Below are 23,237 nucleotides of genomic sequence, written 5' to 3' on the forward strand. Positions count from 1 at the left end.
CGGTTCGGGGGCGCGGGTCGTGATCGGTCGGCGGGGGTGCGCCCCGCCGGAGAGGGAGAACGGTGGACCCGGAGCTAGGGCTGGTGGTGGGGCAGCGGCGTGACCAGCTGACCTTCAACGCGTTCTGCGAGACGTACGAACGGTCGTGGTTCGCGACGGCGCAGGTGCGGCGGCTCTCCGAGGAACGCGCCCGCACGGTGGTGGACGCCGTGCGCCACCTGCTCTGGGGCGAGTGGCAGCTGCTGCTGCGCGCGCCGGAGCCGGCCGCCGAGGCGTGGAAGGTGCTGAAGGTCGAGATCGCCCGTGCGCTCGCCGTGGCGGAGGCCGGGGGGAGCACGGACGAGCCCCGGGAGCAGTGGCGCCGGGCGATCCGGACGGCGGCGGAGCGCCTGCGGCTGACGGTGCGGCCCGGGCAGGACGAGAGCGGGATCTACGAGGCGATCCTGTCGCTGCCCGAGGACTGCCAGGACGTGGTCGTCCTGCGGTACGTCCTGGAACTGCCGGAGCAGACGGTCGCGGCCTACCTGGGCTCGACGGTCGGGAAGGTGCGCTCCCACGCCCGCCGGGCCGGGGAGCGGCTCCAGGCCAAGCTCGCGGCCGCGCCCCCCGACCTCCACGGGAGGGGCCGCGAGCCCGGGCACCAGCGGCGGGAGATCCGTGCGGAGGTGGAAGCCGTGCGGCAGGACCTGAGGACCGGGAAGGAGACGAGCCCGGTCTGCGCGGCGATCCTGTCGTTGCCCGGGCCCCAGCAGGACGTCGTGGTCCTGCGCTTCCTGCTGGGCCTGCCGGAGCAGGAGGTGGCGGACCACCTGGGCTCGACGGTCGGGGAGGTGCGGTCCAACGACCGCCGCGCCAGCGGCCGACTCCAGCGGATGCTCGGCGTCACGCACCCGGATGTCACGTCCCCGGATGTCACGTCCCCGGATGTCACGCACCCGGGCGTCGACGCGGGCACCGGCGAGCCCGGGGACCAGCGGCGCCGGGCGATCCGGACGGCGGGGGAGCAGGCGCGGGCGATGCTGAAACGCGGGAAGGGCGCGAGCGAGGTCTACGGGGCCATCCTGTCGCTGCCCAGGTGCCAGCAGGAGGTCTTCGTCCTGCGCTACGTGCTGGAGCTGCCGGAGAAGACGGTGGCGGCCTACCTGGGCTCCAGCGTCTCGACGGTCCGCTCCAACGCCCGCCACGCCAGGAACTGTTTGAAGAAGAAGCTCGGACGGGGGAGCGCATGAGCGGGGTGTCCGCCACGGTGTGGTCGGTGGGAGCGTCGGCGAAGGTGGTGCTGGAGCGCAGCCGGGAGGCGGCGCCCGCGCCGCTGCGCCTCGCGCACCGCCAGGCCCGGCACGAACTCGGGCTGCTGTGCTCGCTGATCCTGGCGAACCCGGCGTCCGCCGCGACGCTGGCCAAGCTGGTGGACAGCGAGGTGGAGCGGCCCGAGGGCGCGCTGGTGCTCGGGGTGCTGCTGAACCTCGCCGACTACGAGGAGGGCGCCCGGTTCTGGTGGGAGTTCGCGGCCGGGGGCGGCAGCCACCTCGCGGCCTCCTGCCTGTGGTTCTGGCACCAGTCGCGGGGCGAACCGCGGGACGCGCAGTTCTGGCGGCACCAGGCGGAGAAGCTCGCCGACGAGCCGCAGCCGCAGTGGCGGATGCCTTCGCCCGAGCGGCCGCTGGTGCCGCGCCGGGTGCGCGCCGACATACTCGCCCGCTGCAAGCAGGGGCTCGCGCCCCGGCTGCCCGCCCGGATGGCGGCGGTCCTCAAGTCCCTTCCGGTGCAGGACGACCACCACGACTGGCCGGAGGTCCCGCACTGGAGCCCGGACGTCGTGTGCCACCTGAAGGCCGCGGCCGAGAACTGCTGAACGCCGCGCGCGCGGCGGGTTCAGCGGGTGGCTCAGGGGAGCGGGGGCGGGGCGGTGAGGAGCTCCGGTGCGGAGGAGCACGCCGCGGCGGGCGGCGCATCCCCCGCGCGAGCTACCGGGGGCGTCCCGGCGCGGGTGATCCGCGGGCGCCCGCGGATTCCTAGCGTGGTGGTCGGGTCGGCGCGGGGCCGACCGCGACAGGGGAGGACACCATGGGGACGACGGACACCGGGACGGCCGCCGGGACGGACACCGGCACGGAAACCGGCGCGGAAACCGGCGCGGGCCGGGGCGGGGAGCACGTCGAGCACGTCGGGCGTGGCGGCCGGGTGGGCCGGATCGTGCGCTCCCCGCTGGGCTGGATGCTGACGGGGATGGCGGGCGTCGCGCTGGTCTCGGCCCTGACGGCGACCGGGCCCGGCCCGGTTCCGGCGCTGGGGGCGGCCGCCGCGGTGCTGGTGTACCGGCTGGTCACGCAGCGGCTGGCGGGGCGCCCCACGCCGGAGGCGGCCCGGTCCGGGGCCGGGCGGGCGGCGCTGCTCGGCGGCGGGATCGGCCTGGTCTTCGTCCTCGCCTCCGCCCTGGTGATCACGCTGTGCGGGGGCTACTCGTTCTCCTGGGCGGGCGGCGGCGTGCTGTCGCTGGTCGGGTCCGCCGTCATGGTGCAGATCGGCGCCTCGGTCACCGAGGAACTGATGTTCCGCGCCCTCGCCCTCCAGGCCCTGGAACGGCTGTGGGGGAGCCGGGCCGCCCTCGTGATCACCTCGGTGTTCTTCGGCGTCGCCCACCTGGGCACCCCGGGGGCCAACCCCTGGAGCGGGGTGGCGATCGCCCTGGAGGCGGGCGCCCTGCTCGGGGCCGCGTTCCTGTGGCGGCGTAGCATCTGGTTCGTCGCGGGCCTGCACTTCACCTGGAACACCGCGGAGCAGCTGCTCGGCATCCCGGTCTCCGGACACGCCCCTGACGGCCTGTTCACCGTCGGCGTCCACGGCCCGGCGCTGCTGAACGGCGGCAGCTTCGGCCTGGAGGCCTCGGTGGTGCCCGTCCTGGCCGCGCTGGCCCTCGCCGCCCGGATGCTGGTGCTCGCCCGCCGCGAGGGCGGGCTGGTCGGCCGTCGGGAGGGCGGGCTGGTCGGCCGTCGGGAGGGCGGGCCGGTCGGCCGTCGGCGCGCGGGGCGCCGAGCCGGAATCACGGGAGGACAAGAGAAGTGACGCTCCGTCGGACCCCCACGGGCTTGGCACCGTTCCGGGCGCCGTTCGACCGGTGGCGGGAGCGGGACGTCCTCCTCAGGGACGGCGCCCTCGCCCTGGCGCTCGCCCTGGCGGCCTTCGTACCGACCCTGTCCGGCATCGGCGCGCAGATCGGCGACCTGCCCGCGCGCCCGGCCGACCCGCTGGGCACCGGGCTGGTCCTGGCCCACGCCCTGCCGCTGACGGTCCGTCGGCGGTGGCCCGCGGCCTGCCTGGCCGCCGTCGCGGCGGCGTTCGCCGTGCACCAGGCGCTGGGTTACGGCACCACGTTCGCGAGCGTCGGGCTGTACCTGGCCCTGTACTCCGCCGGGGCCCACCAGGTCCGCCGCCGTCCGGCCCTGGCCGTCGCGACGGGCGCGGGCGGCGCGGCGCTGGCCGTCGTCCTGCACCGCCTCGGCTCGCCCCAGTCGGTGCCGGACTACCTGGCGTTCTTCCTGATCCTGGCCGGGTTCTGGCTGGTGGGCAGCACGGTGCGCGCACGGCGGGCGGCGGAGGCGCGGCGGCGGCGGGCGGACGCCGAGGCCGCCACCGTCACCGAGCGGGCGCGGATCGCCCGCGAACTGCACGACGTGGTCACCCACCACGTGACGGCCATGGTGGTCCAGGCCGACGCGGCCCAGTTCCTGATCGCCTCCGCACCGGAACGCGCCGCGGAGGGGCTGGCGGCCGTCAGCGACACCGGCCGACGGGCGCTGACCGAACTGCGGTACCTGCTGGGCGTCCTGGAGGCGACTGGCGACTCCGCGAGCGTCGGCTCCGCGAGCGTCGGCTCTGCGACGGGCGGTTCCGCGACGGGCGGTGCCGCTGCCGACGGTGCCGCTGCCGACGGTTTCGCGGCCGATGACCGGGCGCCCGCCCCGGGCCGGGTGGGGGACCTGGTCGAGCGGGCCCGCCGGGCGGGTCAGCCGGTCGAGTTCAGCCGGCAGGGCGAGCGGCGCCCGCACGCCGTGGACGTGGAACTGGCCGCGTACCGGGTGGTGCAGGAGGCGCTCACCAACGCCCTCAAGCACGCCCCGGGCGAGCCGACCCGGGTCCTGCTCCGGTACGGCGACGGGCAGGTGCGGATCGAGGTCGTCACGGACGGGCCCGCCACCGTCCCGGCCGCACGCGGGGCCTCCAGGCCCGGGCCCGGGGCCGTCGCCGGGGGCGGTGCCGTCGGGCCCGGGGTCGTCGCCGGGGGCGGACGGGGACTGACCGGGCTGCGGGCCCGGGTGCGGATGCTCGATGGTGAACTTGAGGCCGGTCCCCTACCCGAGGGCGGGTTCGAGGTCCGTGCCGTGATCCCGTCCGACCCCCTCCAGGAGTGACCCCGTGAGCGACGCACCGTCACCGATCCGCGTGCTCGTCTGCGACGACCAGGCGCTGGTGCGGACCGGCTACGTCACGATCTTCTCGGCGCAGCCCGACCTGGAGGTGGTCGGGGAGGCCGAGAACGGCCACGAGGCGGTGCGGGCCGCGCAGCGGCTGCGCCCCGACGTGGTGGTGATGGACATCCGGATGCCGCTGCTCGACGGCATCCGGGCGACCCGCCGACTGGCCGGCCCCGGCGCCGAGGGCGCGCCGAAGGTCCTGGTCGTCACCACCTTCAACGTGGACGCCCACGTCTACGACGCGCTGCGCGCCGGGGCGAGCGGCTTCCTGCTCAAGGACGCGCCCCCGGCGGAGCTGGTCAACGGCATCCGGACCGTCGCCCGGGGCGAGGCCCTGCTGGCCCCCGCCGTCACCCGCCACCTGATCGGCCACTTCGCCGGTCACCTGCGGCCGGCCGACGCCTCCCGGACGGCCGGACAGGACGTCGTACGGGTGCTGACCCCCCGTGAGCTGGAGGTGTTCCGGCTGATCGCCGAGGGGCTGTCGAACGCGGAGATCGCGGCGGAGCTGTTCATCACGCCCGAGACCGTCAAGACCTACGTGTCGCGGATCCTGGCGAAGCTCGGCCTGCGCGACCGCGTCCAGGCGGTCGTCCTCGCCCACCGGGCCGGACTCGCCCCCGACTCGCTGTGAGCACCGCGCGGCCGGGGCGAGGCCCCGCGACCGCGGTGCTTCAGGGGACGGGGTGAACGGGCGGTGCGGGCGGGGTGGCGCGGGGGAGCCAGCCGTTGTCGGTGCCGGTGCGGATCAGGGTGCGGGCGTAGTCCCACAGGTCGGCGGAGGAGTCGCCGATGACGGACTTGCGGGCCAGGACGTCCGCGTCGGTGACCCCCGGGGTGCGCCAAGTGCCGCCGCGGTTGCCGTAGTTGAGCAGGAGCGGCTGGAGGCGGTCCATCGCCTTGGCGAACCGGGCCTCGGGGCTGACGCGCGCCTCGAACTCGTCCCAGAGGGCGCGGAAGTGGTCGCGCTGGTCGTCGGGCAGGATCGCGAACAGCCGGTCGGCGGCCCGGCGTTCGCGCTCCTCCTGGTCGGCGGCGCCCGCGGAGTCGTACAGGAAGGTGTCCCCGGCGTAGATCTCCACCAGGTCGTGCAGCACGACCATGGCGAGCGCCCGGGCCGGGTCGACGGGCTCGTCCGCGTACTCGGCGAGGACCAGCGTCATCAGGGCCAGGTGCCAGGAGTGCTCGGCGTCGTTCTCGCGCCGGTCGGCGGCCAGCAGCGGGCTCCGTCGGAGGACCTCCTTGAGCTGGTCCACCTCGATGATGAACTCGATCTGGCGGCGCAGCCGTTCGGGCGTTCCGGCGGGCTGCGGCACGGACGCGGCGAAGGCCGGCGGCTGGTGGTCGCTGGTCATGGTGAGCCTTCCGGTGCCGGTCCGGTGCGGCGCCGGCGGGACGGAGCAGGGGTGCACGAACAGGCTACCCGCGGGAACGCCCGGAAGCCGGCTCGTCGGGGCCGGGGTGTCGGGTCGGGCGGGCGTTCGTTTACAGGGGCTTGACAGGTCGTTACTTTGGGCCTTGGGAGCGCTCCCAGAAATCCTTCCGCTCATGGCATGAGCATGGCTTTTCCCCAGTCAGACGGCCTGCCCGGCCGGGGCGTGCGGGCGGGCCCCTTCCACCGAGGCGGTGAAAGTTTCATGTCACGACGCAAGACCCCGACGATCGTCGCGGCCCTCGCCACCGTGGCCGTGACGATCTGCGCGCTGCTGCTGGGCCTGTCCCCGGCGCACGCGCACGGCGTGGCGATGGTGCCGGGTTCGCGCACGTACCTGTGCTACCAGGACGGGCTCACCGGGAACGGCGCGCTGACGCCGACCAACCCGGCCTGCAAGGCGGCCGTCGCGCAGGGCGGGACGACGCCGCTCTACAACTGGTTCGCGGTGCTCGACTCCAACGCGGGCGGGCGCGGCCAGGGCTACGTGCCGGACGGCACGCTGTGCAGCGCCGGCAACAAGTCCCCGTACGACTTCTCGGCCTACAACGCGGCCCGGGACGACTGGCCCAGGACGCACCTGACCTCCGGGTCCGCGATCGAGGTCGACTACTCCAACTGGGCCGCGCACCCGGGGGAGTTCCGGATCTACCTGACCAGGCAGGGGTGGTCCCCGACCACCCCGCTGGCCTGGGCCGACCTGAGCCTGCTCACCACCGTCGCCAACCCGGCGCAGGTGGGCAGCCCCGGGGCGGACGGCGGCCACTACTACTGGAACCTGACGCTCCCGTCGGGGCGCAGCGGGAACGCCCTGATGTTCATCCAGTGGGTGCGTTCGGACAGCCAGGAGAACTTCTTCTCCTGCTCGGACGTGGTCTTCGACGGGGGCAAGGGCGAGGTGACCGGCATCCACCTGCCGACCTCCTCGTCCTCCCCGAGCCCGAGCCCGAGCCCGAGCCCGAGCCCGAGTGCGAGCGTGAGTGCGAGCCCGAGTCCGAGCCCGAGCCCGAGTGCAAGTGCGAGCACGTCGCCGTCCCCGTCCCCGTCGTCCAGCGGTACGACGATGCCGGGCAGCGGCTGCATGGCGACGTACAGCGTGGTCGGCTCCTGGGGCGGCGGGTTCCAGGCGTCGGTCGAGGTGATGAACCACAACGCGACGCCGGTCAACTCCTGGACGCTGAGCTGGCGGACGGGCACCGGCACCACGATCACCAACCTGTGGAGCGGGGTGCTGACCACCTCGGGCAGTGACGTGACGGTGAAGAACGCGGCCTACAACGGCACCATCGGCGCGAACTCCAGCACCACGTTCGGCTTCCTCGCCAACTCCACCGGCAACAACTTCCCGACCGGCTCCATCTCCTGCACCGCCGCGTGACCCCGCGTCCCGGGTCCGGGCCCGCCGCAGCCCGCGGCGGGCCCGGGCCCGGGGCCCCGCACGACCCACGGACCGGAACCGACGACACGAGGAGGTTCGACATGGTGCACGACGGAGCGAGGACGTACGGAAGTCGGCGCGGACGGGGAGCGGTGCTCGCCGTGCTCGCGGTGGTGCTCGGGCTGCTGGCCGGGTTCGGGCAGGGCCCGGCACCGGCCTGGGGCGCGGGGGGCGCGGCCTGCCGGGTCTCCTGGGTGGGCAACGAGTGGACCGGCGGCTTCACCGCGCAGGTGACCGTCACCAACACGGGTGCGGCGGTCGGCAGTTGGAAGCTGAGCTGGACGTTCGCGGCCGGCCAGCAGGTGACCTCGGGCTGGAACGCGCAGCTCAGCCAGAGCGGCACCGCCGTCACGGCGAGCAGCCTGAGCTACAACGGGACGGTGGCGAGCGGGAGTTCGGTGTCCTTCGGACTGCAGGGCACCTGGTCGGGCAGCGACCCGGCCCCCGCCGACTTCGCCTTCAACGGCGCCTCCTGCCAAGGGGGTTCGGGCACCCCCACGCCCACGCCGACCCCGTCCCCGACGCCCACCCCCACGCCGCCCGCGAGCCCGAGTCCGTCCCCGTCCCCGACGCCCACCCCCACGCCGACGCCCACCGGAGGCTGCTTCGGGGCCGTGGTCTGCTCGGGCTTCGAGGACCAGAGCGGCAGCACCCTGACCGGGGACTGGACCGTCGCCGCCCCCGACTGCGCGGGCGCCGGCACGGTGACCGTGGACACCTCGGTGGCCCACGGCGGCAGCCGTTCGCTGCGGGTCGACGGCCGGGCCGGCTACTGCAACCACGTGTTCGCGGCGACCACCAAGGACGTCTCCGCGGTCGGTCCGGTGGTGTACGCCAGGTACTGGGTGCGCCACACCACCGCGCTGCCCGCCGACCACATCGCGATGGTCACCATGGCCGACGCCGCCAACGGCGGCAAGCACCTGCGGCTGGGCGGACAGAACGGTGCGCTGCAGTGGAACCGGGAGTCCGACGACGCCACGCTGCCCGCGCAGAGCCCGGTCGGCGTCGCGCAGAGCCTGCCGCTGCCGGTGGGCCAGTGGGTCTGCGTCCGGTTCGCCGTCGACACCACCAAGCAGTCCATGGACACCTGGCTGAACGACCAGCAGGTGCCCGGCCTGCACGACGACGGCGTCCCCACCGCCGACATCGACCAGCAGTGGCTCACCCGCACCACCGCCCCCCGCCCGGTCACCCTGGACCTCGGCTGGGAGGCGTACGGCAACGGCGCCGACACCCTCTGGTACGACGACGTGGCCCTGGGCTCGGCACCGATCGCCTGCTGACCCGTTCCGCGGCGACCGCCGCCCGGACGACCACCGGGCGTCGGTCGCCGCCCGCTGACCGCAGCCCGTCGCCCGGCGGTCCGCCGCCACCGGCCGGCTCGGGGTGCCGGTGCTCAGCGGCGGCGGCGGACCCAGTAGGCGTAGGTGACGGCCAGCAGCATCGGTCCCCACAGGACCATGACGCCCTGGCAGCTCTCGCCCAGCACCTGCCAACCGGTGCCGGTGTACTGGAGGTTGGTGCCCAGGCCGAAGACCGCCAGGACCCAGCCGACCAGCAGCCAGGTCAGCACCAGCCCGCAGAGGGCGGCCGGGACGACCGCCGCGAGCGGCGGTATCCGGCGGCCGCCGATCAGGGGGAGCCGGTGGGGCAGCACCTCGCCCCAGCCGCGGACCAGACCGACACAGAGCAGGGCCAGACACTCCGACACGGTGCTCAGGGTCAGGACGTACGGCATGCTGACCCGCCAGTCGAAGGACTCGTGCTGCACCGTTCCCATGGTGAAGCCGAAGGCGAACGGCAGCCGCCACAGGTACCCGGGCAGCCCCACCCAGGGGATGGCCCGGGCGGTCACGGCCGCCCAGCGCGGGTGAGCCCCGGCCGAAAGGCCGCCGGGCGCGTCCGCCGACGCGTCCGACGGCCGGGGGTGGCCGGGTGGCGGGGTCAGCCGGTGGTGCAGGTGGCGGTGGGCCAGGTGGTGGAGCCGTTCTTCATGATGGTCATGCCCCAGGTGTTGCCGGAGCCGTTGGGGGTGGCGACGAGGGTCTGGGCGTCGGGGTAGCTGGCGTTGGTGTTCCAGGTGGAGCTGACCTTCTCGGGGCTGGGCACCTTGACGGTGACCTTCCAGTTGCTGGAGCCGGTGACGCTGACGTTGAGGTTGTAGCGGTCGCTCCAGGAGCTGCCGGCGGAGAGCGCCGCAGTGCAACTCCCGTTGCCGTCGCCGCCCGTACCGCCGCCACCGGTGGAGGTGCCCAGGGTGAGGTTGGAGCTGCCGCTGCTCTGGTAGCCCTCGGTGGCGAGGATCTCGTAGTTCATGCTGCCGAGGTTCATGCCGTACTTGGCCCAGGCGTCGAAGTGGTTGCCGACGGTGATGGTGCCGCCGGTGCGCTTGGACTGGCGGACGCTCCAGTACTGGTTGAAGGTCTTGTTGCCCTCGATGGAGGGGGCGTTGGTGCGGGTGGTCTCGTAGATGTCGTAGGTGCCGCCGTCGCTGGTGACGGTGCCCTTGTAGGTGCCGGTGGGCTTGTAGGAGCCGTAGTTCTCGACCACGTAGTACTCGACCAGCGGGTTGGTGGTCCAGCCGTACAGCGACAGGTAGGCGTTGCCGCTGGTGCTCCAGGTGCCCGAGTACGTCACCGGGTTGCGCGAACCGGTGCTCCAGCCCTTGCCGGCGACGAAGTTGCCGGCGTTGGTCCAGGAGGTGCTGTAGTTGCCGCCGCCGTTCAGGGACATCGAGGCCGAGCCGCTGCCCTCGGTCCAGAACGAGTAGAAGTACCCGCCGTCGCTGCCGGTCTGGTTGGTGGTGACCGTCGCGGCGTCGGCCGTGCCGGGCAGCAGGACGACGGCGGCGAGGGCCAGCGGGAGGACGCGGAGCTTGTGGGGGAGTTTCACGAGGCGATCCGTTCTGTGGGTGGGTGGAGGAACGGGGCTGTGGGGGGCTCGGCGACAGTGTTGAGCGGTGGCTGACGGGCTGTCAACGCTTTCGACTATGTTTCCGAATGCGTCGGTGGTAAGGAAGTTGAGCTTACGTCAGTAAATCCGCTGGTCGGCGCCGGTAGTGTCGGGAGGGGGAGGGATGGTCGAACATCTCGCCCCGCGCGTTCGATGGCGGCGGGCGGTGCGATGGGGCATAGTTTTCGGCAAGAAGGCTTCGAAAATTTCGAAGCCGGGAGGGGCTGGGCTGAGCCGGAGGGTGGTGGCCGGGGCCGCTGAAAGCGGATTGCCGAGCGGAGGGGATGTGCACCTCCCTGCGTCGGACAGATACGTACACGGCTGAACTTTTCCGCCTTTCCCGCACGCCCCGGAAAAGGCCTCTTCCGGCTGCCCGGAATTCGGTGGGACCGGCGTTTCAGCCGGTGGTGCAGGTGGCGGTGGGCCAGGTGGTGGAGCCGTTCTTCATGATGGTCATGCCCCAGGTGTTGCCGGAGCCGTTGGGGGTGGCGACGAGGGTCTGGGCGTCGGGGTAGCTGGTGGTGGCGTTCCAGGTGGAGCTGACCTTCTCGGGGCTGGGCACCTTGACGGTGACCTTCCAGCTGTTGGCGCCGGAGACCGTGACGTTGAGGTTGTAGCGGTCGCTCCAGGAGCTGCCGGCGGAGAGCGCCGCGGTGCAACTCCCGCCACCCGTACCGCCCGTGCCACCGCCCGTGCCGCCACCGGTGCCGCCGCCCGTACCGCCGCCCGTGCCGCCGCCGTTGTCGGTCGGGGCGACGGCGCGGCCGGTCTGCGGGGAGATCATGCCGGCGCACAGGCCGCGGGCGGCCAGGTTCTGGGCGATCTGCGGGATGGCGGCGAGGGTGTTGGCGGGCCACTCGTGCATCAGGATCACCTGGCCGTTGCCCAGGCGGCCGACGGCCTGGACGATCGCGGCGGTGCTCGCGCCGTTCCAGTCCTGCGAGTCGACGTCCCAGATCACCTCGGTCAGGCCGTACTTGGCCTCGACGGACTTCAGCGTCGCGTTGGTCTCGCCGTACGGCGGGCGGAACAGCTTCGGGGTGCCGCCGCCCGCGTTGGCGATGGCGGACTGGGTGGTGCCGACCTCGGAGTCGATCTGCGCCTGGCTCTGCTGGACCAGGTGCGGGTGGGTGTAGCTGTGGTTGCCGATCCACATGCCGGCGGCGAGCTCGGCCCTGACCTGGGCGGGGTACGCGGCGGCGTACTGGCCCTCGTTGAACACGGTGCCCCGCAGGCCGTTGTGCTGGAGGGCGCTCAGCAGGGCGGGGGTGTGGTCGTTGGAGGGGCCGTCGTCGAAGGTGAGTCCGACGTAGCCGGTGCAGCCGGCGGCCCGGGCGGGGGCGGGGTCGAGTGCGGTGGCGGTCAGTGCGGCGGCCGCGGTGGCGGCGACGGCCAGGGCCGCGATCAGCGGGCGCGGCGCGAGCGTGGTGATGCGCATGGGGGTGCGACTCCTCGTGGTTCGCTGGGGAGCCCGGGAGGCGGATGGAACCGGCTGCCCGGCTCGACGGTGGTCGGCGGGACGGCGGCCGACGTCGAAGAGTTTTGACCCGGGCAGTTCGGGTGTCAATGTTCAGGTTGAAACTTTCCGGGAACATTCGGAATTCCGCCGGAATGGGGCCGGAAACACCGCCGATACCGTGCGGCGGGGGGCGGGAAGGCGGTCGACGGGCGGGCCGCCCCGGGTCCGATCGGGTTTCGGAAGCCTGGGCCGGCCGTCGGCTGGGTCCGCGCCGTTGCGGGCCGACGGCCGGTCGGCCCGTCCCCGCGGGTCCGCCCGCCCGCGCCCCGGGCGGGGTGCGGGCGGCGCGGCGTGGGGACGGGGTACCGCGGACCGGGCGGGCGAAGCGGGGTGCCGCCCGGGCGGCGGAGTCGGGGTGGAGCGGGGTGGTCGAGGGGCGGAGCGGGTCAGGCCAGACCGGGTCAGGCCAGGGCGGCGGCCAGCCGTTCGGTGAAGCGGTTGGTGAACTTGCCCGCCGGGTCGGCCTCCTGACGCAGCGCCAGGAAGTCGGCCAACCGCTCGTGCCCGGCGGCCGCGGCCTGCGGGGAGTGCGTGACCTTTCCCCAGTGCGGGCGGCCGCCCAGGGGCAGCAGCGCGCGCTCCACGTCCGCGAGGACGGGGGCGAGGGCGACGGGGTCGGGCTTCCAGGTGAAGTGGAAGGCCACCGAGTCCCGCCCGTACGCGGGGCTCAGCCACAGGCCGTCGGCGGCGACCGTGCGCACCTCGGAGATGTGCAGCACCGGGGCCAACCGGGCTCCCAGCGAGCGGAGTTCGGCGATCGCGGCCTCGGCGGCCGGGCGCGGCAGCAGGTACTCGGACTGGAGCTCGGCGCCGCTGCTGGGGGTGAACTCGGGGCGGAAGTGCGGCAGCCGCCGGTGCCAGGGGCCGGGTTCGCCCAGCTGGGGCGTGCAGGGGGCGACGGGCATGCCGGGCACCGGGTGTTCGGGGGCGGTGGCCGGGCGGGCGCCGGGGACGGTCGCGGCGGGGCTGCCGTCGTCGAGCTGCTTGACCCAGACCCGGCCGGTGTCCGAGCCCCAGTCGGTGAACAGGCTGACGCTGTACCCGGCGGCGTGCACCTCGTCCAGGTGCGCGGCGTAGCGGGCCAGCGGCAGGCCGAGGTGGACGTACTGCCGCAGGGCGAAGGCGGGGACGACGTCCAGGGTGAGCGCGGTGGCGATGCCGAGCGCGCCGAGGTGCACCACCTCGCCGGGGTGCGCGGTGGTGCGGCTCTCGCCGTCGGGGCCGATCAGCTCCAGCGAGCGGACGGCGGCGGCGAGCGAGCGGCGGCCGGGGCCCGAGCCGTGGGTGCCGGTCGCGGTGGCGCCGGCGACCGAGATGTGCGGCAGCGAGGCCAGGTTCTCCAGGGCCAGGCCCGCCGCCTGGAGGGCGACGGCCAGGTCCGCGTAGCGGGTGGCGGCGGAGACGGTGACGCTGCGGGCGTCCGGGGCGATCTCGATCCGGGAGGGCAGGCCGTCCAGCAGGACCAGGTCCCCGTCGGTGTCGGCGACCGGGCTGAAGGAGTGCCCGCTGCCCAGGGCCCGGACGCGGTCGCTGCGGCGGACCAGCTCGCGCAGCTCGTCCACCGAGCGGGGCCGGTGCACGGCGCGGGCGCGGTAGGCGAGGTTGCCCGCCCAGTTGGTCAGCGGGCCGTCGGTCACCAGGTCGTCGGTCGTCATCGGGACACCCCGGGGTGGTCGGTGCGGGGCGCCCGAGCATCGGCCGTTCCCATTTGTCATGGCGGACTACAAATTAGTCCGCCCAGGCCGGAAGGGCAAGGGGGGCGGGCGGCCGAAAGTTTCGAATCCGGCTCAGTGCGGCCCGGGCGCCACCGTGCTGGAGCGCACCACCAGGGTGGTGGAGAGCTCCAGCCGGGTGGGTGCGGCGCTCGCCTCGCCGTTGCGCAGGGCGAGGATCAGGCGGGTGGCCTGCTCGGCCATCTCGCGCAGCGGCTGGCGGACGGTGGTCAGCGCGGGGCTGGTCCACTTGGCGATGTCCAGGTCGTCGTAGCCGACCACGGACAGCTCCTCGGGGACGCGCAGCCCGCGGAGCCGGGCGGCCTCCATCACGCCGAGGGCCTGCAGGTCGCTGCCGGCGAAGATCGCGGTGGGCCGGTCGGGCAGCTCCAACAGCCGCTTGGCGCGGGCGAGTCCGCCCTCGGCGTGGAAGTCGCCGAAGGCGACCAGCTCGGGGTCGACCTCCAGCCCGGCCATCGACATCGCGGAGCGGTAGCCGTCGAGCCGGGCCAGCGAGCAGAGGGTGTCCTCGGGGCCGGTGACGATGCCGATCCGCCGGTGGCCCAGCTCGATCAGGTGCCGGGTGGCGGCCAGGCCGCCGGCCCAGTTGGCCGAGCCGACCGAGGGGATGTCCGGGTCGGGGTTGCCGGCCGGGTCGATGATGACGAACGGGATGGAGCGGGCCCGCAGTTGGCGCTTGAGCTCGGGCGGCAGGCTGGAGAAGACCAGCACCACGCCGAGCGGCCGCCGGCGCAGCACCGCGTCGATCCAGCCGGGCCCGGGCGCGTGCCGGGAGCCGCTGTGCGCGACCACCACCGCGGCCCCGTGCTCGTTGGCGACGGTCTCGACGCCGCGCAGCAGTTCCATCGCCCAGAGGCTGTCGAGCTCGTGGAAGACGATCTCGATCAGCGGGGCCTCGCCGCCGTTGCGGGCGGCGCGCTGGTAGTCGTGCTCGCGCAGCACCCGTTCGACCCGGCCGCGGGTGGACGCCGAGACGTCGGTACGTCCGTTGAGGACCTTCGAAACCGTCGAAACCGAGACTTCGGCCTCTCGCGCGATGTCCGCGAGGGTGACCCGTCCCAGTTCATCGCCCTTTTCCATGCACGCAGCATAGGGCACGGGCGATCCCGGCCAACCCCTCGATCGGCCCCGGATCACGCTTCAGTAACCCTCGGTACGAGGGGTTGACCCGCAACATGTTCGCAACTTAGCGTCCCGGCCAGGCAGTTATTTCGAGACTCGGCTCGAAACTTTAGGAGACTCCTGATGAAGAGACGCACCTTCGCTGTGGCCCTCGGCCTCTCCCTGGCGACCGTGGGCGTGACGGCCTGCGGCAGCGGCTCCTCCGCCGGCGGCGGCTCCGACACGATCCACGTGCTGGTCTACGGCGACGCCAGCAACAAGGTCGAGAAGCAGATCGTCGAGACCTTCAACAAGACCTCGAAGGTCAAGGTCGTGCTGGACACCATCCCCGGCGCGGACTACCAGTCCAAGCTGAACACCATCATCAACACCCCGCAGGCCCCGGACGTCTTCTTCAACTGGGGCGGCGGCAGCATCCAGCCCTACGTCAAGGCGGACCTGCTGCTCCCGCTGGACGACATGATCGCCGCCGACCCGCAGCTGAAGAGCAACTTCCTGCCCTCGGTGTTCAACACCGCGGTGATCGACGGCAAGGCGTACGGCATCCCGATGCGCGGCACCCAGCCGGTGCTGCTGTTCGACAACAAGAAGGTGCTGGCCGACGCCGGCCTGAGCGCCCCGAAGACCTGGGACGAGCTGCTCAACGCCGTCCAGGTGCTCAAGGGCAAGGGCGTCACCCCGTTCGCCCTCGGCGGCGGCGACCAGTGGCCGACCCTGATGTGGTACGAGTACGTCTTCGACCGGGTGGCCGGCCCCGAGCTGTTCCAGAAGGCGCTGTCCGGCGACAAGGCGGCCTGGGAGAGCCCGGAGTCGAAGAAGGCCCTCGGCATGCTCAAGCAGTTGGTCGACGCGGGCGCGTTCGGCTCGAACTACGACTCGGTGAAGTTCACCGACGGCGGCTCCCCGGCCCTGCTGGCCAAGGGCAAGGCGGCGTTCGAGCTGATGGGCTCCTGGGCGTACGCCACCCAGCAGGACGCCAACCCCGACTTCGCCAAGAACGACCTCGGCTACAGCAGCTTCCCGTCCGTGGCCGGCGGCAAGGGCGACCCGGCCGACCTGGTCGGCAACACTAACAACTTCTACTCGGTGCTGAAGAAGACCAAGCACCCCAAGGAGGTCGCGGAGTTCCTCAAGCTGATGTACTCCGACGAGTTCGTCAACGCGCAGCTGGCGATCGGCAACCTGCCGACCACCACCGGCACCGAGCAGTTCCTGACCAGCGCGGACGACCCCGCGTACTCCGAGTTCCAGTACGACCTGGTCAAGGCCGCCCCGTCGTTCCAGCTGTCCTGGGACCAGGCGTACCCGCCGGCCGCCACCGTGCCGATCCACACCGCCGTCCAGCAGTTCTTCAACGGCAAGCTCGACGTGGACGGCTTCATCAAGGCCATGCAGGCCCTGCCCGCATCCTGAGCTCCGGGACGAATCCCATGAGTGCACTCTCCTCCGGGTCCGCGTCCGTCCGCCGCGTGCGGGCCGGGCGCCGGACCGGCGTCGGGGTGACCCGCCCGGGCATCGTCTGGGCGGTACCCGCGACCGTCTTCTTCCTCCTCTTCGCCCTGCTCCCCCTGGTGCTGGTGGCGGTCCTCTCCTTCACCAGCTGGGACGGCGTCGGCTCGCCGGCCTTCAACGGCCTGGACAACTGGACCAAGCTGCTGCACGACCCGGTGATGACCCAGAGCATCTGGCTCACCCTGGTGCTCACCGCGGCCGGCGTGCTCGTGCAGACCCCCGTCAGCATCCTGCTGGGCGTGTGGGCGGCCGGGCACCAGCGCAACCGGGCCGTGCTGTCCGCGGTCTTCTTCGTCCCGCTGCTGCTGTCCGCCACCGCGATCTCGGTGGTCTGGCGGGCCGTCCTCGACCCCAACTTCGGCGTCCCCTCGCAGCTGCCGTGGCTGTTCGGCGACGGCAACCTGATGGGCAGTCGGAGCGGTGCCATCGCCGTGCTGACCTTCGTCGGCATGTGGCAGTGGACGCCCATGCACGCCCTGCTCTACCAGGGCGGCGCCCGGGCGATCCCGCAGGTGCTCTACCAGGCCGCGGCGATCGACGGCGCCGGCAAGGTGCGGCAGTTCCTGCACATCACCCTGCCGCAGCTGCGCAACACCATGATCACCTCGGTGATCCTGATGCTGGTCGGCGGACTCACCACCTTCGACACCGTCCTGATCCTCACCCAGGGCGGCCCCGGCACCGACACCACCAACAGCGCCTACTACATGTACCAACAAGCCTTCAAGAGCTTCGACTTCGGCTCCGGCTCGGCCATCGCCCTGGTCCTCGTGGTGGTCGCCACCCTGATCTCGCTCGCCGTCGTCCGGCTCTCCGGCTACGACAGGATGCGCAGCACCTCGGAGGGACTGTGATGCGCCGGCGCCCCAACTACCTGGCCGGGCTCGGCTCGCTGGTCTGGCTGGTCCTGGTCGGCTTCCCGCTGTACGTGCTGCTGATCTCCACCTTCCGGACCCGCTCCAGCTACTCCTCCGAGGGCCCGCTCAGCTTCCCCGAGCACCTGACCCTGCAGAACTACTTCGACGACTTCTCCAACGGATTCGGCCAGGACTTCCTCAACACCCTGATCGTCACCGTCAGCGTCGTCGCGATCGTGCTGCTCGTCGTGCCCCCGCTGGCCTACGCCATCGTGCGCGCCCGGGGCAGGACCATCAGCACGGTCTTCCGGGTCTTCCTGCTCGGCCTGGCGATCCCCGCGCAGGCCGTGATCGTCCCGATGTTCTACGTCATCAGCAAGGCCGGCCTGTACGACCGGCTGATCGGCGTCATCCTGCCCACCGCCGCGTTCTGCCTGCCGGTGTGCACGCTGGTGCTCACCGGCGCGATGCGCGACATCACCAACGAGCTGTACGAGGCGATGGCCATGGACGGCGCCAGCCCCTGGCGGGTGTTCTGGCAGCTGGTGGTGCCGCTCTCCAGGGGCGGCCTCTCCTCCGTCGTGGTGTTCTCCGCCCTCCAGGCCTGGAACGGCTTCCTGTTCCCGCTGATCCTCACCCAGTCCGAGAGCACCAAGGTCATCACGCTCGGCCTGTACAACTTCCAGACCGAGCACGGCGTCGACGTGCCCGGCCTGCTCAGCGCCGTCGTGCTGTCGATGCTCCCGATCTTCATCGTCTACCTGTTCGCCCGGCGTGCCTTGGTCCAGGGCCTCATGGGCGTCGGAGGAAAGTGACCGACAAGATGAACCTGGCCGTTCCTGCCGAAGCCCCGACCCCCGCCCCCGCCGCGGCCCCGACCTCCGCCCCCGCCGACGCCCCGACCTCCGCCCCCGCCGCGGCCCCCCGCTGGCGCGACCGCGCGCTGGCCCCCGAGGAGCGCGCCGACGCCCTGATCGCCGAGATGACCCTCCCCGAGAAGCTGGCCCAACTGGTCGGCGTCTGGGTCGGCGCCTCCGACGAGGGCGGCGACGTCGCCCCGCACCAGCACGACATGGAGGAGCCGCCCGACCTGGACGAACTGCTCCCCAGCGGACTGGGCCAGCTGACCCGCCCGTTCGGCACCGTCCCGGTCGACCCGGCGCTCGGCGCGCTCTCGCTGGCCCGCAGCCAGCAGCGGATCGCCGCTGCCAACCGCTTCGGGATACCCGCCCTCGCCCACGAGGAGTGCCTGGCCGGCTTCGCCGCCTGGGGCGCCACCGCCTACCCGGTGCCGCTGTCCTGGGGCGCCACCTTCGACCCCGACCTGATCCGCCGGATGGCGGCGGCGATCGGCCGCGACATGCGCGCGGTCGGCGTCCACCAGGGCCTCGCCCCCGTCCTCGACGTGGTTCGCGACGCCCGCTGGGGCCGGGTCGAGGAGACCGTCGGCGAGGACCCCTACCTGGTCGGCACGGTGGCCACCGCCTACGTGCAGGGCCTGGAGTCCGCGGGCATCGTCGCCACCCTCAAGCACTTCGCCGGGTACTCCGCCTCCCGGGCCGGGCGCAACCTCGCCCCCGTCGGGATGGGCGCCCGCGAACGCGCCGACGTCATCCTGCCGCCCTTCGAGATGGCCGTCCGCGAGGGCCGCCCCCGTTCCGTCATGCACGCCTACACCGACACCGACGGCGTCCCCTCCGCCGCCGACGAGGACCTGCTGACCGGGCTGCTCCGCGACACCTGGGGCTTCGACGGCACGGTGGTCGCCGACTACTTCGGCATCGCCTTCCTCAAGCTCCTGCACGGCGTCGCCGGCGACTGGGCCGAGGCCGCCGCCCTCGCCCTGGCCAGCGGCGTCGACGTCGAACTGCCCACCGTCAAGACCTTCGGCGAACCGCTGCTGCGCGCGGTCGAGGACGGCACCGTCCCCGAGGCGCTGATCGACCGGGCGCTGCGCCGCGTCCTGGCCCAGAAAGCCCAACTCGGCCTGCTGGACGAGGACTGGGACGCGGTGCCCGCCGCGCTGGCCGGCCGCCCGCTGGACGACCCGGCCGCCCTGCGCGGCAGCGTCGACCTGGACCGCCCCGAGAACCGCGAACTCGCCCGGGAGATCGCCGAACGGGCCGTGGTGCTGCTCCGCAACGACGGCACCCTCCCGCTGCGCGCCCCCCGCCGGATCGCCCTGATCGGCCCCAACGCCGACACCCCGACCTCCGTGCTCGGCTGCTACGCCTTCCCCGTGCACGTCGGCGGCCAGCACCCGGACGTGCCCGTCGGCATCGAACTGCCCACGCTGCGGCAGGCGTTGGCCGCCGAGTTCCCCGGCAGCGAGATCCGGACGGTGGCCGGGGCGAGCGTCGACGGCACCGACACCTCCGGGTTCGCCGAGGCCCTCGACACCGCCCGCCGGGCCGACGTGGTGATCGTCGCCCTCGGCGACCGGGCCGGCCTGTTCGGACGCGGCACCAGCGGCGAGGGCTGCGACGTCGAGTCGCTCGACCTGCCGGGCGTGCAGCAGCAGCTGCTCGACGCGCTGCTGGACACCGGCAGGCCCGTCGTGCCGGTGCTGCTGGCCGGCCGCCCCTACGCGCTGGGGCGCGCCGTCACCGAGTCCGCCGCGCTCGTGCAGACCTTCTTCCCCGGCGAGGCCGGGACCGGGGCGGTCGCCGGGGTGCTCAGCGGCCGGGTCAACCCGTCCGGCCGACTGCCCGTCAGCATCCCGGCCCGGCCGGGCGTCCAGCCCTCCACCTACCTGGCGGCCCGCCTGGCCGGGCCGAGCGAGGTCTCCAGCACCGACCCCACCCCGGCCTTCGGGTTCGGGCACGGCACCGGCTACACCGCCTTCGACTGGAGCGGGCTGGCGGTGGAACGGGGCGCCGCCGGCACCGACGGCACCCTCGAACTCTCCTTCACCCTGCGCAACACCGGCGAGCGGGCCGGCAGCGAGACCGTGCAGCTCTACCTGCACGACCCCGTCGCCAGCGTCGTGCAGCCCGTCCAGCGGCTGATCGGCTACCGGCGGATCACCCTGGAGCCGGGCGAGCGGACCAGGATCCGGATCGCCGTCCCCGCCGACCTGGCCTCCTTCACCGGCCGCGACGGCCGCCGGATCGTCGAACCCGGCGCCCTGGAACTGCGCGTCGCCGCCTCCAGCACCGACACCCGCCTCACCGCCCACGTCCGCCTCGACGGCCCGGTCCGCGCCCTGGACCACACCCGCCGCCTGCACGCGGACTTCCGCACCGCCTGACCCCGCCGCCCCACCACCACGGCCGCACCCCCAACCGGGGTGCGGCCGTGGAGTTTCCTCAACCACCTTCGCGGGCACGGGAGTCGGCCCGCCGGGGCGCCCCCCACAGGGTGCTCCGGCGGGCCGGGTCGGAGGGGGTCAGTGCTTCTGGGGGCGGGCGCCCAGTCGGAGGTCCTGCTGGAGGGCGTAGTAGGCCGGCTTGGGGGCCTTGTCGACGTCGTAGAGCAGGCCGTAGCCGGTGCCGGCGAAGGTGCCGGGGATCCAGGAGTCGCCGTCGTAGACGCCCCAGGCGGTGAACGAGATGCACTGGTCGACCAGCTGGCAGCCCTTCAGCATCTCGGAGAACTCGAACGGCTGGGCGAACGCGGCCGGTTGGCTGGTCGGCACCTGCTCGGTGGAGTTGTTGACGAAGGTGCGCACGTCGGCCTCGGTGACGGCGACCTTCAGGCCGAGGTCGCCGTAGGACTGGAGGTCGGCCTGGAAGCGCTGGGCGTCGAAGCCGTACTGGGTGTCCAGGTGGCCCTGCTCGCCGACGCCGTCGATCGGCACGCCCTGGGCCCGCAGCTTCGCCACGAAGTCGTGCACGGCCCGGAACTTGGCGTTGGTGCCGTCCTGGCCGGAGATGTTGTAGTCGTTGTAGAACAGCAGGGCCTTCGGGTCGGCCTGGTGGGCCCAGCGGAAGACGTCGGCGACGACGCCCTCGCCGAGGTTCCTGATCCAGAAGTCGTCGCCGTTCAGGCCGTCGGGCAGCGGGTTCGGGTCCCAGGAGTTGGCGAACACCTCGTTGGCGACGTCCCACTGCCAGATCCGGCCGCGGAAGTGGGTGACCTCGTCGGTGACGTGCTTGCGCAGGATCTCGCGCAGTTGGCCCTTGGTGACGGTGCCGTCGTCGACGCCGGTGGTGAGCCAGGACGGCAGCTGGTTGTGCCACAGCAGGGTGTGGCCGCGCACCTGCTGGCCGTGCTGCCCGGCGAAGGACACCAGCCGGTCGGCGGCGGCCCAGTCGTAGCTGCCGCGGGCGGGCTCCACCGACTCCCACTTCATGGCGTTCTCCGCGGTGACCACCGAGAACTGGTTCGCGACGAGGTCGGTGTACGCCCGGTCGCTGCCCAGCCGGGCGTCGTCCACGGCGGTGCCGATGCCCAGCTTCTGCTGCGCGCCCAGCGCCCGCAGCGAGTCGGCCGGCACCTTGGGGTGCTTGTCCGGGGAGGCGGTGGCGACCGCGGACGGGACGAGCATGAGGACGGCGGCGGTGGCGGCCGCGGCCGCGAGCTGACGGCGTAGCTTCACAGCGGACTCCTGGGTGGGGGAGGAGTGGAGAATTTCGAAACTTTCGAAATCTCGATCGAACTTCCATGAAGCTAGTGCGGCAAATCCGTTACAGTCAATAACGCTGCACACCTCAGAAGTTGAACGATCCGCCCGGGTCGTCGCGCTCGCAGGTCGAGTGGACTGCGGAAACTCCGACCGGCCGGGACGCCCGGAGTTTCCGATCGAAGTTCGGTACTTTCATTGACGGGTCGGTCCGCGCCCGCCTACCCTCCTGCTCGGCGAGGCCCGGCGGGGTTCATCCGGCCGGTTCCAGGGCGGTGGCGCAGACCGGGCGGGTGCGGGCGGCGTAGGAGCGGGCGGCCAGGGCCAGGGCGGTGCCCAGGCCGGTGAAGGCCAGGCCGCCGAACTCGACCATCCAGGTCACCTGCCGGGCGGCGGTGAACGGCGGGGCGGGGTCGGCCGGGGCGATCGCGCCGACGGCGGTCAGCAGGGCCACCGCGTTCAGGACGACCCCGTAGACGGCCAGCGGGACGCCGGTCAGCCAGGCTGGGAGCAGCGGCAGCAGGCGCGGGACGCGGCGGCCGGCCAGCGGCAGCGTCCAGCGCGGGAAGACCTGCCCCCACGGGTGCAGCAGCCCGAGCAGGAGGAAGAGCGCGACCAGCGCGGCCAGCACGGTGACGTCCACCCCGACGGCCGCGGTGGCCGCCGCCGCGCCCGACTCGCCGGGGGAGACCGCCCGGTCCCACTCCTCGGCGGTGATGCCGAGCGCGCTGCCGCCCAGCGTCCAGATCGTCTTGACCCCGGCCCACGGCAGCAGCCCGCACGCCGCCAGGTACACCGCGAGCCGGGTGCGCCGCGGGGCGGTGGAGGCGCCGGGGTGGGCGAGCGGCCCGTCGAAGGCGCCGGGGTGCCGCCGTCCGCAGCGCGGGCAGCAGCCGCGCCGTCGGCGCCGGGAGGCGAGCAGGACGAGCAGCAGCAGCCCGGCCCCGACGGTGTTCAGCAGCACCTGGGCCAGGCCGGTGACGCTCTCCGCGCCGGTGAGCGTGACCAGCGCGACGAAGTGCACCGGCAGCCCGACGGCGCCCAGCACGAACACCGGCAGCGTCGCGGCCAGCACGATCCGGGCGGCCGGGCCGGGGCGGCGGGGTGCGCGGGCGGCGTACGCGGCGGCGCCGGCCGCCAGGGCGAGCGCGGCGAGGACGAGTTGGGCCGCCGGCGGGTACACGGAGTGCGCCTTCCACGGCACGCCGGTCCGGGTCACCGCCCACCCCGCCTGGACGGCCGCGTACAGCACGCCCCAGCCGACCGCCGCCACCGGCGCCCAGTCGGGCCAGCGCCGGGGCCAGCGCCGGGGCCGCTGCTCCGGTGCCGCTGCCCGGGCGCGGGCGCGGGCGCCTGGTCCGGGCCCGCCGTCGGCCGGGCCGACTGTGCCGACCGGGACGGTCGTGGATCCGCGGGGACTGCCACCGTGACCTCCGTCATACGCTCCGGACGCGGCCGGGCCGCGCCCGTCCTCCGTCCTCCCAGCCTCCCGGCCGGCCGGGCCGACGGCATCCGCCGCCCGGGCCGTCCGCCCTCACCCCGCGGGCGGAGAGCCGTCCGGGCGGCTCCTCCTGACGGAGGATCAGCTGCGCGGCCCCCGCCCCCGGTGGTCCGCGGACGCGGTAGCGGG

Annotated in this window: 19 protein-coding genes; 11 read left to right on the forward strand and 8 right to left on the reverse strand. The window is 73.4% G+C overall.

The window, feature by feature from the left end:
* Window positions 1-62: 62 nt before the first annotated feature.
* The 5 genes from HUT16_RS27765 to HUT16_RS27785 all read left to right on the forward strand — a co-directional run bounded on the left by HUT16_RS27765 (window position 63) and on the right by HUT16_RS27785 (window position 5,109).
* A complete protein-coding gene (locus HUT16_RS27765) occupies window positions 63-1,229 on the forward strand; it encodes a sigma factor-like helix-turn-helix DNA-binding protein (protein ID WP_176190785.1) in 1,167 nt (388 codons plus the stop codon).
* Complete coding sequence (locus HUT16_RS27770; protein WP_176190786.1) at window positions 1,226-1,855, forward strand: hypothetical protein; 630 nt, start codon at window positions 1,226-1,228, stop codon at window positions 1,853-1,855. The genes HUT16_RS27765 and HUT16_RS27770 overlap by 4 nt, the downstream gene beginning before the upstream one ends.
* Window positions 1,856-2,067: 212 nt before the next feature.
* Window positions 2,068-3,066, forward strand: coding sequence for a CPBP family intramembrane glutamic endopeptidase (locus HUT16_RS27775; RefSeq protein ID WP_176190787.1), 999 nt, complete (start codon window positions 2,068-2,070; stop codon window positions 3,064-3,066).
* A 23-nt stretch (window positions 3,067-3,089) separates the two neighbouring features.
* Complete coding sequence (locus HUT16_RS27780; protein ID WP_368662715.1) at window positions 3,090-4,412, forward strand: sensor histidine kinase; 1,323 nt, start codon at window positions 3,090-3,092, stop codon at window positions 4,410-4,412.
* Between the two features lie 4 nt (window positions 4,413-4,416).
* Window positions 4,417-5,109: a response regulator transcription factor gene (locus HUT16_RS27785; protein ID WP_176190789.1), complete on the forward strand. Its 693-nt coding sequence runs from the start codon at window positions 4,417-4,419 to the stop codon at window positions 5,107-5,109.
* Window positions 5,110-5,149: 40 nt separating this feature from the next.
* Here HUT16_RS27785 and HUT16_RS27790 read toward each other — a convergent pair whose 3' ends face one another.
* Window positions 5,150-5,830 (reverse strand): HD family hydrolase, encoded by a 681-nt coding sequence (locus HUT16_RS27790; RefSeq protein ID WP_176190790.1) that lies wholly within the window; start codon window positions 5,828-5,830, stop codon window positions 5,150-5,152.
* Window positions 5,831-6,112: 282 nt separating this feature from the next.
* Here HUT16_RS27790 and HUT16_RS27795 point away from each other — a divergent pair, with 282 nt between their 5' ends.
* A complete protein-coding gene (locus HUT16_RS27795) occupies window positions 6,113-7,285 on the forward strand; it encodes a lytic polysaccharide monooxygenase (RefSeq protein ID WP_176190791.1) in 1,173 nt (390 codons plus the stop codon).
* 101 nt (window positions 7,286-7,386) lie between these two features.
* Window positions 7,387-8,631, forward strand: a complete 1,245-nt coding sequence (locus tag HUT16_RS27800) for a cellulose-binding domain-containing protein (RefSeq protein WP_176190792.1) — start codon at window positions 7,387-7,389, stop codon at window positions 8,629-8,631.
* 113 nt (window positions 8,632-8,744) lie between these two features.
* Here HUT16_RS27800 and HUT16_RS27805 read toward each other — a convergent pair whose 3' ends face one another.
* The 5 genes from HUT16_RS27805 to HUT16_RS27825 form a co-directional block, all read right to left on the reverse strand.
* Window positions 8,745-9,203: a hypothetical protein gene (locus HUT16_RS27805; RefSeq protein WP_176190793.1), complete on the reverse strand. Its 459-nt coding sequence runs from the start codon at window positions 9,201-9,203 to the stop codon at window positions 8,745-8,747.
* Between the two features lie 89 nt (window positions 9,204-9,292).
* The gene (locus HUT16_RS27810) at window positions 9,293-10,240 is read right to left on the reverse strand and encodes a glycoside hydrolase family 11 protein (RefSeq protein WP_176190794.1); all 948 of its coding nucleotides are present in this window, start codon (window positions 10,238-10,240) and stop codon (window positions 9,293-9,295) included.
* Window positions 10,241-10,697: 457 nt separating this feature from the next.
* Window positions 10,698-11,738, reverse strand: coding sequence for a polysaccharide deacetylase family protein (locus HUT16_RS27815; RefSeq protein WP_176190795.1), 1,041 nt, complete (start codon window positions 11,736-11,738; stop codon window positions 10,698-10,700).
* A 482-nt stretch (window positions 11,739-12,220) separates the two neighbouring features.
* The gene (locus HUT16_RS27820; RefSeq protein ID WP_303392106.1) at window positions 12,221-13,474 is read right to left on the reverse strand and encodes an FAD-binding protein; all 1,254 of its coding nucleotides are present in this window, start codon (window positions 13,472-13,474) and stop codon (window positions 12,221-12,223) included.
* Window positions 13,475-13,606: 132 nt separating this feature from the next.
* Window positions 13,607-14,632, reverse strand: a complete 1,026-nt coding sequence (locus HUT16_RS27825; RefSeq protein ID WP_176190796.1) for a LacI family DNA-binding transcriptional regulator — start codon at window positions 14,630-14,632, stop codon at window positions 13,607-13,609.
* Window positions 14,633-14,797: 165 nt separating this feature from the next.
* Between HUT16_RS27825 and HUT16_RS27830 the strand changes: the two genes are divergently transcribed.
* From HUT16_RS27830 to HUT16_RS27845, 4 genes are all read left to right on the forward strand, one after another.
* Window positions 14,798-16,087, forward strand: a complete 1,290-nt coding sequence (locus tag HUT16_RS27830) for an ABC transporter substrate-binding protein (protein ID WP_176190797.1) — start codon at window positions 14,798-14,800, stop codon at window positions 16,085-16,087.
* 17 nt (window positions 16,088-16,104) lie between these two features.
* Window positions 16,105-17,040 carry a carbohydrate ABC transporter permease gene (locus HUT16_RS27835; RefSeq protein ID WP_254898014.1) on the forward strand — a complete coding sequence of 312 codons (936 nt, stop codon included), beginning with the start codon at window positions 16,105-16,107 and terminating at the stop codon, window positions 17,038-17,040.
* Window positions 17,040-17,858, forward strand: coding sequence for a carbohydrate ABC transporter permease (locus HUT16_RS27840; RefSeq protein WP_176190798.1), 819 nt, complete (start codon window positions 17,040-17,042; stop codon window positions 17,856-17,858). Before HUT16_RS27835 ends, HUT16_RS27840 begins: the two co-directional genes overlap by 1 nt.
* Window positions 17,859-18,025: 167 nt before the next feature.
* Complete coding sequence (locus HUT16_RS27845; RefSeq protein ID WP_254898379.1) at window positions 18,026-20,293, forward strand: glycoside hydrolase family 3 N-terminal domain-containing protein; 2,268 nt, start codon at window positions 18,026-18,028, stop codon at window positions 20,291-20,293.
* 138 nt (window positions 20,294-20,431) lie between these two features.
* Here HUT16_RS27845 and HUT16_RS27850 read toward each other — a convergent pair whose 3' ends face one another.
* Window positions 20,432-21,583, reverse strand: coding sequence for an endo-1,4-beta-xylanase (locus tag HUT16_RS27850; protein WP_176190799.1), 1,152 nt, complete (start codon window positions 21,581-21,583; stop codon window positions 20,432-20,434).
* Window positions 21,584-21,860: 277 nt separating this feature from the next.
* Window positions 21,861-22,880, reverse strand: a complete 1,020-nt coding sequence (locus HUT16_RS27855) for a hypothetical protein (protein WP_254898015.1) — start codon at window positions 22,878-22,880, stop codon at window positions 21,861-21,863.
* Between the last annotated feature and the right edge of the window lie 357 nt (window positions 22,881-23,237).

This window comes from Kitasatospora sp. NA04385, from assembly GCF_013364235.1.
GTDB lineage: Bacteria > Actinomycetota > Actinomycetes > Streptomycetales > Streptomycetaceae > Kitasatospora.

What these genes read in the sequence shown, in the direction of transcription:
- HUT16_RS27830 (WP_176190797.1), top strand. Translation starts at nt 14,798, where the DNA reads ATGAAGAGACGCACCTTCGCTGTGGCCCTCGGCCTCTCCCTGGCGACC.
- HUT16_RS27845 (WP_254898379.1), top strand. Translation starts at nt 18,026, where the DNA reads ATGACCCTCCCCGAGAAGCTGGCCCAACTGGTCGGCGTCTGGGTCGGC.
- HUT16_RS27800 (WP_176190792.1), top strand. Translation starts at nt 7,387, where the DNA reads ATGGTGCACGACGGAGCGAGGACGTACGGAAGTCGGCGCGGACGGGGA.
- HUT16_RS27835 (WP_254898014.1), top strand. Translation starts at nt 16,105, where the DNA reads ATGAGTGCACTCTCCTCCGGGTCCGCGTCCGTCCGCCGCGTGCGGGCC.
- HUT16_RS27820 (WP_303392106.1), bottom strand. Translation starts at nt 13,474, where the DNA reads ATGACGACCGACGACCTGGTGACCGACGGCCCGCTGACCAACTGGGCG.
- HUT16_RS27840 (WP_176190798.1), top strand. Translation starts at nt 17,040, where the DNA reads ATGCGCCGGCGCCCCAACTACCTGGCCGGGCTCGGCTCGCTGGTCTGG.
- HUT16_RS27790 (WP_176190790.1), bottom strand. Translation starts at nt 5,830, where the DNA reads ATGACCAGCGACCACCAGCCGCCGGCCTTCGCCGCGTCCGTGCCGCAG.
- HUT16_RS27775 (WP_176190787.1), top strand. Translation starts at nt 2,068, where the DNA reads ATGGGGACGACGGACACCGGGACGGCCGCCGGGACGGACACCGGCACG.
- HUT16_RS27795 (WP_176190791.1), top strand. Translation starts at nt 6,113, where the DNA reads ATGTCACGACGCAAGACCCCGACGATCGTCGCGGCCCTCGCCACCGTG.
- HUT16_RS27770 (WP_176190786.1), top strand. Translation starts at nt 1,226, where the DNA reads ATGAGCGGGGTGTCCGCCACGGTGTGGTCGGTGGGAGCGTCGGCGAAG.
- HUT16_RS27825 (WP_176190796.1), bottom strand. Translation starts at nt 14,632, where the DNA reads ATGGAAAAGGGCGATGAACTGGGACGGGTCACCCTCGCGGACATCGCG.
- HUT16_RS27815 (WP_176190795.1), bottom strand. Translation starts at nt 11,738, where the DNA reads ATGCGCATCACCACGCTCGCGCCGCGCCCGCTGATCGCGGCCCTGGCC.